We start from the raw sequence: 15776 nt of genomic DNA on the forward strand, positions 1-15776 counted from the left end.
TAGGGGTGAGATTTGAAATGTCGGAGTCAGGGTTAGAATTGTATCGTCCCGATGGTCGTAAATTCTCGACTTATATTGAGTTAGAGAGCGATCGCCAAAAAGCCGAAAAACGCGCACAACAGGAAGCAGAACGCGCCCAACAGGAGGCAGAACACGCCCAACAGGAAGCAGAACGCGCTAACCGCCTGGCGGAAAAACTGCGGGAATTAGGCATTGACCCTGATGCTATGTAATCCCCTTTGAGGAGGAATACACATAGAAGTTAAAGGAATCTGCCGATTGTGTTCTGGGTGTGTTTATCGCCCGTTAGTTATGTTCGCCTCAGATGAGCGATCGCCTAATTTTCCCGAAAGAAAGGGGGTTTCTGGGGGTTCCCAAAAGAAAACCGGTTTCGGAAACCTCCGCGATAACTAACCTGATGATGAGGAATATACCCCATTTATGCTTCGGTATAGATATTTGGTTTTATAAAACCTCCAATTCCATTGAATTCTGAATATTTAATTCCAGTATTCCATCACCTATTTGATTCGGGACTACTCCCATAACTTTAATCTCTTTATTCTGAAGTTCCAGCAAATTCGTAGCACCAGGAACTTGATTGAGAATTTGCGAAGATACTACCACCCGATAAAGTTGATTACCTTCTGCCATCAAATTTAACCAAACTGTGTCAACAGTCGGCCGCCTCCAGCCATTGACTCGACCCCTGATCTCATTCCCGCCATGATTAACTGTTGTAGGAACTGTACCCACCCCAGTTCCACAAAAGAAATTAACGGGATTCTGCCTAAAATTAGAACAAACTAAAATTTCTTCGGTTCTCCGGATAATTCCTCTGAAATTGGTATAATCTGATTCTGAGCCTGGGCCATAGTTGGCTTGTTTTTGAAGGTCTGGAGGGGCGTTGAGCAAAACTCTTTCGATTACCTTTCTGTCTGATTCTGAAAGTTCGGGAGAGAGATATACTCCTGCACCCGGAATAGCTCGACTCAGGTGGATGATACGGATATCTGGATCGTTTTTGACTGTATCACCTAAAGCCCCCGCACCCAAATCGGCTTTTCCAGTCCTCACCATTTCCCGAATATTCTGCCCTCGGTGTCCCATATCTACGGTTAGAGTTTTGCCATACAAATCGTAAACGGGCATATAAAAACTCGATGCTGAGTTGAACCCGCCCAAGGCAATTACGGTGCTTGGTGTTATGTCATTGATAGATTGAATTGGGCTGTCCGCTCTGACGTACAATGCAGAATAATAATAAGGCGGACCTTCAGGAAACATTAAAGCGGCAAACGTATAACTGTTATCTTTGGCAGCAACAGAAATGATCGGAGACAGGGTAAAGACGACATCCCACTCTTTCTTGGCTATTCTATCCTTGGCTTCTTGGTAAGGTAGATTATGGTCACCATCGATCGCCAAGTCTACTTTTTTACCCAGAAAAAAATCAATAAAATTACTGGGGATTAACTCTTGTCGTAAATAATCTACTAGGTCGGTGTTGTACTTGGGATTGCTTAAACTGCCAATTGTTAAGGATTGGGCTTGTACTTTCGGTTTCCACAGGTAGGGAAGCGATCGCCACCCCAACCCCAGAACAACCAGAGAAACAATCGTCGATAGAACCAATAGCCCACGTTTTGTTGATGTCGATGTGGGTTCTGGTACAGGATCGGGAATATTATTATTATCGGGCTGCATATCTGTATCCGTAAGGGATTTCAAGGCATCGAGCATTTCTTTGGCGCTAGAGTAGCGATCGCCAGCGTGGGAGCGAACTGCTTTATCTAACACATTGGCTAAACCGACACTCACTTCTGGTGCATCTTGTCGCCAAAGGATTTCTGCCGTCCCAGGATCCATCGCCAAATCTTGCGGCAGCTTACCTGTTAGCATATAGATCGCGGTCAGTCCCAAACTATATAAATCACTAGAATAAACAGGTCTACCGATTGCCTGTTCAGAAGCCATAAACCCAGGAGTACCAATTATAATCGAGTTAACCGCATTTCCTTGGGTATTGAGCTGGGTACTCATGGCTTCCTTAACCGCACCAAAGTCAATCAACACTGGCTTGCGATCTTCCTGGCGCAAAATAATATTGTCCGGTTTGATGTCGCGATGGACTATTTGCTTGCTGTGTATGTATTGAAGCACTCCCAACAGACTGGTCAAAATTTCCCTCACGGCACTTTCGCTGAGTTTACCCTCCCTTTGCACCTTCGCTTCTAGGGTTTCACCCTCGATATACTCCTGCACTAAGTAAAACTTGTTCAGCTGCTCAAAGTAAGCGTACAACCGAGGAATCTGGTTATGCTGCCCCAAAGTTTGCAATGTTGCCGCTTCCTGCCGGAATCGTTCTTTAACAACATTGTTAAACTGGGGTTGAACTTGGCGCTTCAGTTGCTTGATCACATAGTGTTGCTGCAAGGGCATCTGGGTGTCTTGTGCCAGGAATACCTCGCCGAAACTACCGGTTCCCAGGGATTTTATAACTTGATAGCGACCATTGATAAGTTGATGCTGATTATTTAAGGGCGTTTGCATGATCGGTACTCGTGGCTAGGGCTGATTCGGTGAGTGGGACGGACTGGACGGACGGAACGATCGCCTTTTAACGTCAATCATAAGTTCTGTTAATTATCCATTAAAGCAGTTCTGATGTTTCCAGACATCAGTATTTTCACGGAATTTCCTTGACACATAAGCAGGGCGGGGGAGCGATCGCTTGTAAATTGACAATCCGCATGACTCCTGAAATTGTAGGTGATACCTACCTATCGCCTTCGCGGATAACTTTTACGCAAATTGGGAAAAATTTTTGGGGTTAATCGTTAAACAGCCCAGAAACCCCGTTTCTCCCGTCGAGACTAACGACAACAACCGCCGATCGCCTCATTAGCTAGATGACCCAAACCAATAGATTCCAGAAGTTCCGTCCACCCGGCGGCGATATCTGCATTTCCTGCATTATCCCGACGTAATTCGGCGAGAGTCGTGAGGGTATCGTGCCATAACCCATTCGCTGCATAGATTTCCACCCGCTGCATGGGTGTTGTTGCCGCTTCTAGCTGACTGGTTAGACTTCTCGAGGCGGCAACTCTTTCCACCATTGCTTGTACATAGTCATCCTCAGCCCTAATTCTGGGATGACATCTATAGGAGAATTGCCACAAATATTTTTTGCCAATTTCCAAGGGGGGGAGGCTGTCCGGTAGGCGGAAACTCACAATTCCCGGTGTATCGGTAATCCTCACGACGGTTTGGTAAACTTCGGTTTCTTGTTCGTCCAATACCACAAATTCTACCTCACGGGTTAGCTCGGAGGAATAAGGTACATAAAACCAGAATGTGGGATGTCCCGATAGGGTGTAGTTCACTTGACTGGGAATTAATGCGGTCAGAGGTTTATCGACGGCGGGACAAGAGGTGCGACTCCCAGAACCTTCCCGATCTTCTGGGGGTTGGGGGTCTGGTACGTCAAAGGCTGTGGCGATAAGGGTATCGGATAATGGCAATTGATGATTTTCTGGGCTTAATTCCCTGCTATAAGTGCCGTAAACTCGCTGTATTGGCACTATCCCGATTAGGAGAATCAAGGCGATGGATAACTTAAATTGGCGGGGTTTTGGGGGTTTTCTCGAAGGACTGGACAAGCTGCTACTCCTGGGTAGTTGGGGTTATATTTACTTATCGCAGTCAGGGCAGAAATTTACGCAAAAATTTCGTCAAAAAAGGACCGATCGCCAATGTTAATAGTGGGGGGAGGAGGGGAACCCAGGTTCCTTGCAGGAATAGCAGATAGCAAAGGATATATAGGATCGCGATCGCTATCACGATCGCGGCGATCGCCCATCCCCGATGGCTGATATACAATGCGATCGCACTTCCGGCTATTGACCACAATACCACCCAAATCACTTCTTGCCACCAAAGCCATACCCTAATCAGCGGACGACCGTCAAGGGCTGCACTAAGAATATGGCTGACCATCTGTGCTTGGACCATGACTCCTGGTACTTGCTCAGAAGGAGATTTTCCGGCACGGTAGGGGGTGCTAAAAAATTTGGCGTTGACTCTACTGGTAAAACCAATCAGCACAATTCTGTCTTTGACTAGGTTGGGGTCAAAATCTCCCTGCAAAACTTGGGTGAGGGTTAGAGTTCTGGCTATGGGAAAAGAACGATAATTTAACATCACAGACCAACCCCCGATCGCTATATTTTGGTATCCTCCTGTATGGGGACTTTGCAGAGGGTGAAAAATGGCTTGACCGAATTTTAATGGGTTGTTTTGATTGCCTTGATTGTCGGGAAAAATATTCTCAGACTCCAGATATTTGCGGGCTAATTGAAAGCTCAAGGAAAAAGCGGTGTTACAGTCGGGGTTGGCTCTCATAAAGAATAGGTGACGGCGCAAAATTCCATCAGGATCGACTAGGACATCATCGAATCCTAAGCGATTTTTGGGGATGACATCAGGCGATCGCACTGCGGGTTCATTAGACCTTGGGAAACTACATATAGCAAATAAATTGTCTTGTTCCTGCATTTGTGTTCGCCATTCTGACTCCCCAGGAGGAACGGGAAAATCTCGATAAATGGTTAACCCGATCGCTCTGGGTTCATGGGGTTCTAATTGCTGCAATACTTGACTAAGAGTGCCATCTGAGATAGAATATTCTTGTCGCAATTGTAAATCATTTTCGGTCACTTCAATGACTAAAATTCGGGGGTCTGGTGGTTCGGTAGGACGCGATCGCATTAAGTGGTCATAGAGTCGCAATTCCCACCCTTGTAAAATTCCCAATTGCCGGATAATTAGAATCATTAAAGTTATCGACAAACTGGTTAACCAAAAAGTGCGATCGCCCCTTGGTAAAAAATTCCGTTTTGGCGGTGGCGGTTGCTGTCGCCAGACTATGGGTGATTCGGCAGGATTTTGACAGATAATTGGCAACCAACTCGCACAGGGGAATTTATCTTCTAACCCCTGTAAACGTTCCCGGGCTTCTCGCACTGCTAAATAAAAAGAATATCCCCTCGAAAAAGCCTGGATAAATTGCGCCAAAAAGGCATGGGCTACCCTGTCCGACACGGGTTCTCGCATTACAATGATTTGGGGAATATGTAAATCCGCCAATTCTGTAGCTAACGCCAACCCCTGGCAAGAATTAAAAATCGCCAGTTGTAAACCTCTGCTGATAGCCTTTCTTAGAGATAATTTTAGATGAGAAATGCCGATTTTCTCGGTGGAATTAATCGCCAATAACCCCCCGTTCCCATTTTCTTCACTCTCACTATGACCAGCAAAAAATAAAATATCCCAACCGCGATCATCCCATAACTGTTTGTCAACTTCTTGACGGGAAGGTTTCCACAAAAAAACAGTTTCCGCATCATCGTTTTCTGACAAAACCTGGCGATCCGCCTCTATGTCGAGACCGTTATCATTGCCTAGAATAGCTAAAATTCTCATCTTTTTTCTGGGGTGCAACTTCTTCTTTACTCGATGATATTCGGGGACGCTTAAAGCAATTTCGGCTTGGGGATAATCAGACAAAAAATCCCATAAATGCCACGGTAAACGCCTCACTAATTCGTCATCGGTTTCCAGAATTAATTGGATTTCGTCATCATGGTAGAGATGCGATCGCAATTGGCGATCGATATTTCTAAATGTCTCTGCACCCAACCACTGATTAATTACCTCAATATACTGCTGGCAAATGTCCGCAAATTCTACCTCAGAAACATTGGTGATATCTTCCTGATCTATTTGAATGCGTGGATACCATCCCGGACGGCGATACAGTGCTTGATAAATCAAATTCCAGCGACGATAAATCCCATCCAATTCCGGGGCGGGAGGTAACGCGCCAGTAAACTTGAAGGGACGGTGATTTTCTGATTCCCAAAGCAGTGCGGTGACATGGGGAAAACCGGATAGCAAATTCCCATATCCTAAATTAATGACGACAAGAGTTGATTTTTGGGGGCTGGTCATTAAATTTGAAAGTTCTCTATAATCATGGCATTTTCTAGGGCGACTTGAATAGAAAAGCGTTCCCCTATTTCTCCGCTAAAGCGGGGTAGTTGGATATAATTATCATGACGGCGCGATCGCACTTCTTCTAAAGTATCCGCCTGGTCTGATAGTAATGCTAACCGTAAATTATGGGGTAAATAAATTTCTCCATCAGGGGGATAAAGTCGCACTCTGACTGCCATGGTGTCAAATTCTGGTGTTAGCGCCACCAACAATACTACCATTTGACTGCCCAACTGCATTTGCAAATCAATCAATTTTGCTTTTTCTATCTCGGCTTGGCTATCTGGTGGAGAATTGCGGAAATTGTAGGCGATATTTTGAGTGCTAAATATTGCCCCCAAATCCTGCCACGTTTCCTCAAAGATGCCTTGGCACCATTGACTAAGGTTAACCAAATTCTGCCGACGCAACCCAGATAAAGTGATCAGCAGTGCTTCTATGGGTTGCAACTGACTCCGGGGAATTTCTGGGCGATCGATATTATTCATAAATCCCAGAATATTGGCGGCTTTTAAAGAATCTTCAATTTCCACGACTACATAGCCAATGCGATCGCCCCAAACTTCTGGGGGAATTCGGCAAATTTGCTGATTTTCGCGGATCGGACGACATTCGAGAATCCCCAATCCGGTCACCTGTAGATCTGCCACATCACTAGCCAAGCGGGCGATCGGATTCCAACTATCACCAGCATTAACTTGGGTAGCAATTCCCATCCACTCTAAATAATTACGCACCACACATATCGCCAGAGTGTTAAAATAAACCTGTTCAGCTTTTTGGCGATTGGGTTGTTCCCTCGCAAATTGTTGGGCGAGGCGGCGCGAATTGATGCCGATCAACATGGGTAAGGCAGAATTTTCGATTTGTTGGGTATGATTAGCCATAATTGTTATTGGTGTAATGACCTTTTTATAGATATCCGGCTGATTTGCCAAATTTACGCAATTGTGGCAGACATTTCCGCTGATAAAAGCTGCTGAGGGTAGAAACTGGTAAACCCAACTGTGCGGAAAGATCCTCCCAGGTAGTTTCTGGGGGTAAACGCCGTAAAATCAACAGTTGACAGGTAACATCTTTTCGACCCCGGAGGTGGACACGCTGCAATTCTCCCTCTGGGTCAGTTTCCGCCCACTGGCGGGTCGCTTGTAGGATCGGCGGGATATCTGGCGGCGCTTCTAAGGTATCCAAAAAGGTGAGGGTGTCATCATCACATAACGCTTGTGAAGCGGAAACCATTTGCTGTTTCTGTTTTTGCTGTTTGATAGCCCTATCTTTGAGGCGCATTTTTAGGTAAACATTTAGCCAGGTGGTGATGCTACTGCGATCGCTATCATATTTCTCTTTCCCGGTGGTGGCTTCACAGAGATTTAGGCAAAAATACAGCCAAGTTTGTTGCCAGACTTCCTCATAATAGGGGGTTTTTTCTCGCCATAGCTTGCCTGAATTGACAATGATTCGATACAGTTGAGTTAACCCTTGCTGCCGTTTGAGGCTGCCGGGAGGGTGCCGACAAGTCTCGGCAATTAGCAATTGTAACTGGTCATTCATCATTTAACTAAAATGCCTCTCAAAAAAAATTGGTCCTGTGTGTTCCTGATTGGGTTTCTGACTCTGGGTAAAATTGAGTTTATCAAATTTCTTTCCTTCCCGGTAATAGGGCTGCCAGTTTTGGCACAAGAAAGGGGAGAAGGTGGGGTCAGTGAAGCGATAGAATTGTATGAACACGGATATAAACAGGTCGATCGCGGTGAGTTGAAAGAAGCGTTGATAACCTTCGATCGCGCTTTGCAAAAGGTGCGTTTTGAAGGCGATCGCCAACTAGAGGCGGTAATCTTAAATGAGATCGGTATTGTCTATCGCCATTTGGGCAATTATCCCCAGGCTGGGCATTTTTTAAACGAGGCTTTAACTATTAGCCAAAATATTAACGACAGACAGGGAATTAGCCAAACTCTGATGAATTTGGGGGCGCTTTATTACTCCCAAGCTAACTATCCCGCCGCCCTGGATATTTATCAGCAAGCCATGGAAGTTTTGCCAGCAGAAGACTATTATGGTTGGGCGGTTATTTATAATAATCTTGGGAACATTTATCGGGCTTTGGGACAACCTCAAAAAGCCCTGATTTATTTTCAACAAGCCGGGGCGCTATTTGCACAAGAAGATGATGATGTTGCGGTGGGAATTACTCTCGCTAATATGGGGGCGGTTTATCATGCTCTGGGGGAATATTCCCAAGCGTTAGAATTCTATGCCAAAGGGTTAGCGATCGCCTCGGAAAGAGGAGATACTGTCGGGGTTGGTCAAACTCTGTTGAATATGGGGGCTGCTTATGAGAAATTAGCCAACTATTCCCAAGCCTTGGAATTGTACAATCAAGGATTAGAAATTATGAGGGCGATCGGTGAAGAAGATTCCCAGGGTCAAGCCTTGAATAATATCGGCTCAGTTCATCGATTAATGGGGGACTATTCCCAAGCCATAGAATTTTACGATCGCGCCTTAGAAATTCGGCGAAATTTACGGAATACAGCCGGAATTGCTGTCACCCTCAACAATAAAGGTGTCGCCTTATTTGAAGCTGGAAAAATCGCGGAAGCTACCCAAACCTTATACGCCGCAATTGACGCATTAGAATCTCTGCGACCCGGCTTGAGCGATATTAATAAAGTCTCGATTTTCGATAAATATCGGTCTAGTTATAGTATACTACAAAAAGCATTGATTAGCGCCAATAAACCGGAAATCGCCTTAGAAATTGCCGAGAGAGGACGCGCCCGTGCTTTCCTGGAATTAATCGCCCAGCAATTATCTCCTGAAGCGGTCGCAGAATATGCGCGGGTAAATAATCCGCCGATGACAATTTCGGACATTCAAAAAGTGGCAGGACAGCAAAATGCTACCCTAGTTCAATATTCGATTATTAGTGATAATTTCGGGGAAAATTCGGCTTTGTTTATCTGGGTGGTGCAACCGACGGGAAACATCACATTTCGGGAAGTCAATTTAAGCCAATTAGAAACCTTTAGGGATACTTTAGTGCCTTTTTTGGCGGAGGGGACGGACTCGGAAGCGGAAAGTTTACTAACGGCTTTGGTGCGGGGAACTCACCAGGTGATCACGGAAAATCTGCCGACCATTTCTACCCGAAATCTCCGCGAGAGTCACCTGCGACAACTGCATGATGTGCTGATAAAACCGATCGCCGATTTACTCCCCCAAAATCCAGAAGAGAAGGTGATATTCATCCCCCACCAGGAGTTATTGTTTGTGCCGTTTCCGGCGTTACTGGATGAAAGCGATCGCTATTTAATTACTCAGCATACTATTCTGACCGCCCCAGCAATTCAAGTGTTAAAATTGACTCGCCAACTGGCAGAAAACCGGATGCCCAACAGAAGCACTAACCCCATAAATGCTCTAGTGGTGGGCAATCCCGTGATGCCAAAATTGTCGATACAACCGGGAGAAGGACCGGAGAGATTAGCTAATTTACCCGGTGCAGAAGCGGAAGCGATCGCCATCGCCTCTATGTTGAATACAGAAGCGTTAATTGGTAGTGCAGCCACGAAATCAGAGGTTTTGGAACGCATTAATGCGGCGGCGATCGTGCATTTGGCAACCCACGGCTTATTGGATGATTTTAGTGAGTCTGGGGGTGTTTTAGGAGCGATCGCACTAACTCCCAGTGATGGCGATCAAGGGTTTCTGAGTTCCGAGGAAATCATGGGATTGAATTTAACAGCTTCCTTGGTGGTTTTAAGTGCTTGTAACACAGGTGGCGGCAGAATTACAGGTGATGGTATCATCGGATTATCTCGTGCGTTTATTGGTGCGGGGGCGGAAAGTGTGATTGTCTCTTTATGGCAAGCCACCGATGAACCCACGGCAAAATTAATGCAGGAATTTTATCGACTTCTACCCGAAAAAGGCGATCGGGCTGTGGCTTTACGACAAGCGATGTTGACCACTATGGAAGAATATCCTCAACCCAAACATTGGGCAGCTTTTACCCTCATTGGAGAATCTCTCAAATAGAAATACAACCCCGTTTCTGACTCCTGGTTTGTGACCCCCCTACGGGAAACTGTAGCGGGGGAGGAAATTTCCCGGTGAATGAATGACCGTTACCAGACCGGGAGAAACCGCTAGGGGGAGGAAAACCCGATCGCCAGGGCGCAATGCCCCACCAAGGGGATATGCTGGTAATGGTTTATACTAATTAACAATTGTTCATCTTCACACTAGGAGTATTTATGACGGCTACACAAGTTTCTGCACGCGAACTTTTCCGGGCGGCTTATGAAAATCGCTACACCTGGGATGCCGATTTCCCAGGCTATACTGCTGATATCACCTACGAACATGATGGCAAGGTGATTCATGGTCGCGCGAAGGTAGGGGCGGACATGAAGGCGGAAGTGTTAGATGTTGCTGACGAGGCGGCGCAAAAGGCTATCCATGGACAACTTTGGGAAACGGCGATCCACCGGGTACGTCGGGATTTTGAATCGGTACATGGAGAAAATACGTTTAGCTATGGCGAAACCGACGAAACCGGGGCGGTGGAAATCATTATCGGCGGGAAAGGAGAAGGCGATCGCTACCAACTCCGCAATAATGAGGTCTGCATGGTGCATCGTCACATTCACGGGGTGGTAGTGACCATCTACACCCACAGCAGCCACCAAACGCCGGAGGGTTATCTTTCCCACCGTTATGATTCGGTTTATCATGACCCCAAAACGGGGGAACAGAAGGGGGAAAAAAGCGATTTTGAAGATTCCTATACCCAAGTGGGTAAGTATCAAATCCTCAATCAGCGGATTATCCACAACCCAGAAAGCGATCGGAGCGATCGCTTTACGTTCTCCAACATCCAACTTTTGAACAAAGCCACGACGTAGGGGCAGGTTCCGCCGGGAATTCCAATTCACAACCCGGATTTTGATAAACCCGCCCCACCCCGATTTGGTGAATAAACCCGCCCCACCCGATAATCCCGATCCAGTTAATCACCTAGGGGCTGTGGTTAGTTGATGCAGCTACAGCCTTTTCCCAAGGAGGCGGCTGGGCGCCCAGAAGTCGCCCAAATGTGGGAAGCCGCCTCTCTGTGGATTGGCGAATTTAGCCTAGCTTTGATCGCCTCGGTTCATGCGACGCAAGTTGAGAACATCACTGATATTTTTAATTTGTAGACAGGTCTGCTCAAATTGATTGCGATCGCATATTTCGATACCCAACTCAATTAAAGCCGGAGCGTCGCGAAACGTCTTAACCTGAGCGCTACAAACGTTGATATTGTTGTCTTTGAGTCGAGATAAAATATCATTGAGTACCCCCACCCGGTCTAATACCTCAATCTGAATTTTCACCGGATAAGTTTTGGGTCGTCCTTGGTCAATGGGGGTAGGATTCCAACTAACTGGAACTAGGCGATCGCCACTAACCTTGCTAACATTATGGCAGCCTTGGCGGTGAATGGAAATGCCACGAGTCCGGGTCACAGTCCCAATAATTGGCTCTCCAGGAATCGGATTACAGCATCCCGCGATATGGTACATTAACCCCTCTACCCCGGCTATGGGAGACTTGCTAGAAGATGTAGAAGTAGGTACAGACCCATGTAATGTATTTCTAGGGGCTAAATTCTGCATTTGTAGGTTATTAGCCGCCTGTTCCATCGAAACTTCTGGAACCGGACTATTAGCTTTCACGACATCCTGGAGTCGATGCACCACCTGTTTCAGGGTAATTTCCCCATAACCCAAAGCAGCTAATAAATCATCAACACTGTGATAATTGCAGCGATGAACCACTGTTTGCATCGGGGCGGATTTCAGTAGAGATTCCAAACCATTCCGACCCATTTCTTTCTCTAAAAGTTCCCGACCTCTGGCGATATTTTCATCACGATGCGATCGCTTATACCATTGACGGATACGATTTTTAGCCGTGCTAGTTCTGACAAAATTCAACCAGTCTAAACTAGGGTGGCTATTTTTATTGGTTAAAATCTCGACAATATCCCCATTTTTTAACACCGTATCTAGGGGAACCATCCGTTCATTAACCTTCGCCCCTTTGCAATGATTGCCCACTTCACTATGCACCCGATAGGCAAAATCTACCGTAGTGGCACCATTGCTCAAAGCCATCACATCACCATCAGGGGTGAACACATAAACATCCTCATCAAAGAGGTTATTTTTAACCGTATCTAAATATTCCTGAGCATCTTTCAGATCGCTTTGCCATTCCAGTAGTTGCCGTAACCAGGTAAACTTCTCATCGGTTTCTGTTAATTTGCCAAATTCCGAGCCGCCAGTTTCCTTATATTTCCAATGGGCAGCAATTCCATATTCCGCTATATGGTGCATTTCTACCGTGCGAATTTGCACTTCTACCGGGCGACCAGTGTTCCCGATAACTCCCGTGTGTAGAGACTGATAACGGTTGGGTTTTGGCAGTCCGATATAATCTTTAAAACGTCCGGGAATGGGGCGATAAGAATCATGAACTATGGCTAAAGCCCGATAACATTCCTCATTAGTTTCTACGATTAAACGCAGGGCGGCAATATCATAAATCTCATGAAACTGTTTGTGACGTTCTTGCATCTTTTTATAGATGCCATAAAGGTGCTTAGGACGACCGGTTACTTCATAACATCGAATCCCCGATTTTTCCATGCGATCGCGTAAAATATCCGCCAAGGCTGCTAGTTTTTCTTCCCGAGTAGCGCGGCGGTCAGCTACGCGGATTTGAATTTCGCGGTAGGCTTCCGGTTCTATATATTTAAAGGCTAAATCTTCCAATTCCCACTTCAGACGACCAATCCCCAAACGGTTCGCTAACGGGGCAAAAATTTCGCGAGTTTCTAAAGCAATACTTCGCTGTTTCGATTCTGACATAAATTCCAGAGTTCGCATATTATGGAGGCGATCGGCTAGTTTAACCACAATCACTCGAATATCTTGAGCCATAGCCAGAAACATTCGCCGGAAATTCTCAGCTTGGCGTTCTGTGGTATTAGAAAAGTTAAACTTAGATAGTTTGGTCACGCCTTCCACTAAATGGCGGACTTCTGGCCCGAAGTGGCTTTCTAATTCTTCGGGAGTGACATCAGTATCTTCGATGATGTCGTGTAGAAAACCCGCCGCCACCATAGCCGTATCACTACCTAAAAATCTCAGGATACCTGCTACAGCAATGGGATGGTTAATATAAGGTTCCCCTGATTTGCGATATTGTCCCTTATGTAGTTGGTAGGCGAATAGGAAAGCGCGCGAGATCAGATCATTGTCTGGAGAAAATGACGGCGTATCTGATGACTCCAGGCTGTGGGAGTTGTCCAAACAATGTTGTAGCCAGTCGGGAACTGAGCATTCGTAGGTGTTTGAGGATGATAGAGTTTTGATGTTCATGGTATTTATGCCTATTCAATTACAGATACTTGATGACTTTGTAGTTTTGGATACAAAATATGTGGGACTGAGGACCCAGAGTAAAATAGGGCTTTCTCCTGACTAACAGCAGTCAGTATGGAAAAAATAATCGATGATTTGACCGCTGGAGTTTCCACAACCCCGGCGGCGATGCTACTATTGGGTTAGCGATTCATACTCCCACACACAGGCCTTTAGCTGGTGGTTCCGGGAGCGATCGCTCTGAATAGGGGATGTTTTCACGCTTTGGGAAATATCCTAACTTATCCCCCAGATATTCCCCACATATCCCTGTATACCCCTATAGGGCGATCGCCCATAGCCGCGAACCACAACAATTAACCCAATTGGATGCTAATTGCATAGGGATCACGATTAAGCTAGATTAACCTGGGGTAGGCTGGGTAGCTGTTAGGTACAATTTTTGTCTATGATGGTTAAATAATAGACAAACTTCTTAACATTATGTTAACAAAGGAGTTCCATAAAGCGATCGCACAATTCAGGCAATCTTTGGAAAAACTCCAAAAAACCATGGTTTCTGACCAATCCGATGTAAATCAGATGACTGAAGCCTTTGGCGAGGTTCAGACGGTGTTTGAGAGTCGAATTATGCAGCTATGCGATAGTGACAGCCAGCTACAACTTCAGTCCTACATTACAGAAACCCATAAGCAGATGCGATTGTTGGGATTAGACCTAAGATTTCTGAAAGCCTCGCGCCATAGTGCTACCACCAGGGAGCGACTTGCCTCTATGCGCGATCGCATTTCCATCCTAATTGGATATTCCACAGTTGTGTTAGACAAAACCATAGATTAAGGATTAATTAAGTCCCCACGATTAAAACTAATCGTGCTAAAACAGTAAATGCGATCGAGTACAGCAACAGCTCCCGATATTGATTTGGATTTAACAGGTTTGACCATGACTGCTACCACTTCCGCCATTTCCTACATTCCCTCACTCGTCCGTCAACCCACCACGGTTGCTGTGCTTGCATCCCTTGGTTTACACGCCGTATTTGCTCTCAACCTGGAAAATATCCGTCTTTATCCAAATACTGTGCAATTACCCCCCAGTGTAGAACTGGTGGAACTATCTCCTAGTCAAATTGACCAGGTTTTTCCAGCACCGCCGCCCCAATTTTCCTTTACCCCCTTTCCTGAACCTCCGTCCTTAGCGATGTGGGGTAGCGCCCCCACCCCATCCCCATTTCCTCCCTCAGCCCAACAACTTCCCGTTTTTCCCTCCACATTGCCACAACCGAGGGATTATCCTTTTGGTGTCGTCCCCAGTGGACCCCCCCAAATATTCAACAATCCCAGCAATAGTACATTTTTACCCCCTGTTCAGACTTCCTCCCCGCCGCCTGCTCAATTTAGTTCGCCGCCACCTATTGAGTTTTATCAAACCCCACCTGCTCAACCCAGTTTTCCATGGGACCGAAACAGTGAGGAATTGTCGCGCCTACAAAATAATCCTCGATTTAGTCATCTGTCACCGGAGGAACAACGATTACTCGAGGAGCAGTTTTCCATGTTGCCACCCCCTCCGCCTAGGCCTCGGTTTCCTGAACATGACCCTAACTATAATCAACCTCCCCGAATACCTAGGGAATCTGGGGGCTCTGGGGAACCCACCCAGGAGTTCACCCCGGAAACCCAAGTACAACAACCTGATGGGCGGGGTTCAATATTAGCTAGACTAGAGGCAGACAACCAGCGCCGCGCCGAGGCTGTTGGTTCTCCTTCTTCTGATGATGCGGTTGCACCACCTACGCCTACCGGGGAGGTTTCCGATAGTCAATATGCCATGTTAGAAGGGGGAGGAGCCTATGTAGAATGGGTGCTGTCGATGCTGCCAGATTATCCTGACTTGGACACCAGCCAACCTCGCACTATCTCGGCACCATATCCAGCAGAAGCCTGTGAGCAAAATCTCAGCGGTCAAGCCTTGGTCGGTGTGATGATTGGTTCTGATGGTGGCGTAATTGCCGGACCCCGCTTATTAAGGGGAACGGGTTATCGGATTTTGGATGATGCGGCGGTGGCAGCTATTGCCAATATTCCCTTTGAGGGTCAGGGTCGCCCTATTGCTTATCAGTATGCTTTTAATTTCGATAGCGAGAATTGTCGGTCAATGGCTCCGGCTCCCGCTGCGGCTCCGGCTCCGGCTCCGGCTCCGGCTGCTTCCCCAGAATTAGCCCCGGAAAGTGTCCGGGAACCACAACCGCAACCACAACCGCAACCACAACCGCAACCACAA

Annotated in this window: 10 protein-coding genes and 1 pseudogene; 5 read left to right on the top strand and 6 right to left on the bottom strand. The window is 46.4% G+C overall.

Going from position 1 to position 15776, the window contains the following annotated elements; all coding sequences use genetic code 11:
* Nucleotides 1-233, top strand: a pseudogene (locus ACTIE0_RS04690) (Uma2 family endonuclease); the annotation flags it as partial.
* A 232-nt stretch (nucleotides 234-465) separates the two neighbouring features.
* On the opposite strand, the gene ACTIE0_RS04695 reads toward ACTIE0_RS04690, so the two are convergent.
* From ACTIE0_RS04695 to ACTIE0_RS04715, 5 genes are all read right to left on the bottom strand, one after another.
* The gene (locus ACTIE0_RS04695; RefSeq protein ID WP_006668074.1) at nucleotides 466-2553 is read right to left on the bottom strand and encodes a protein kinase domain-containing protein; all 2088 of its coding nucleotides are present in this window, start codon (nucleotides 2551-2553) and stop codon (nucleotides 466-468) included.
* Nucleotides 2554-2876: 323 nt separating this feature from the next.
* Complete coding sequence (locus tag ACTIE0_RS04700; protein ID WP_006668073.1) at nucleotides 2877-3662, bottom strand: DUF928 domain-containing protein; 786 nt, start codon at nucleotides 3660-3662, stop codon at nucleotides 2877-2879.
* 43 nt (nucleotides 3663-3705) lie between these two features.
* The gene (locus ACTIE0_RS04705; protein WP_006668072.1) at nucleotides 3706-6012 is read right to left on the bottom strand and encodes a CHASE2 domain-containing protein; all 2307 of its coding nucleotides are present in this window, start codon (nucleotides 6010-6012) and stop codon (nucleotides 3706-3708) included.
* Nucleotides 6012-6944, bottom strand: a complete 933-nt coding sequence (locus ACTIE0_RS04710; protein WP_006668071.1) for a DUF1822 family protein — start codon at nucleotides 6942-6944, stop codon at nucleotides 6012-6014. Before ACTIE0_RS04710 ends, ACTIE0_RS04705 begins: the two co-directional genes overlap by 1 nt.
* Nucleotides 6945-6969: 25 nt before the next feature.
* Nucleotides 6970-7611 carry a hypothetical protein gene (locus ACTIE0_RS04715; protein WP_006620844.1) on the bottom strand — a complete coding sequence of 214 codons (642 nt, stop codon included), beginning with the start codon at nucleotides 7609-7611 and terminating at the stop codon, nucleotides 6970-6972.
* A gap of 9 nt (nucleotides 7612-7620) precedes the next feature.
* Between ACTIE0_RS04715 and ACTIE0_RS04720 the strand changes: the two genes are divergently transcribed.
* Both ACTIE0_RS04720 and ACTIE0_RS04725 read left to right on the top strand, forming a co-directional pair.
* Entirely contained in the window at nucleotides 7621-10098 is a 2478-nt protein-coding gene (locus ACTIE0_RS04720; protein ID WP_006668070.1) for a CHAT domain-containing protein, read from the top strand.
* 218 nt (nucleotides 10099-10316) lie between these two features.
* Nucleotides 10317-10967, top strand: coding sequence for a DUF3386 domain-containing protein (locus ACTIE0_RS04725; RefSeq protein WP_006668069.1), 651 nt, complete (start codon nucleotides 10317-10319; stop codon nucleotides 10965-10967).
* 225 nt (nucleotides 10968-11192) lie between these two features.
* Here the strand turns inward: ACTIE0_RS04725 and ACTIE0_RS04730 are convergent, their stop codons facing one another.
* Nucleotides 11193-13487 carry a RelA/SpoT family protein gene (locus tag ACTIE0_RS04730; RefSeq protein ID WP_006668067.1) on the bottom strand — a complete coding sequence of 765 codons (2295 nt, stop codon included), beginning with the start codon at nucleotides 13485-13487 and terminating at the stop codon, nucleotides 11193-11195.
* Between the two features lie 486 nt (nucleotides 13488-13973).
* Between ACTIE0_RS04730 and patD the strand changes: the two genes are divergently transcribed.
* On the top strand, nucleotides 13974-14330 hold the full coding sequence (patD, locus tag ACTIE0_RS04735) for a heterocyst frequency control protein PatD (protein WP_006620826.1): 357 nt from the start codon (nucleotides 13974-13976) through the stop codon (nucleotides 14328-14330).
* A 48-nt stretch (nucleotides 14331-14378) separates the two neighbouring features.
* Nucleotides 14379-15776 (top strand): energy transducer TonB (locus ACTIE0_RS04740; protein WP_439516849.1); only part of this gene is annotated, 1398 nt, incomplete at its 3' end.

Source organism: Limnospira sp., assembly GCF_051859755.1.
GTDB lineage: Bacteria > Cyanobacteriota > Cyanobacteriia > Cyanobacteriales > Microcoleaceae > Limnospira > Limnospira fusiformis.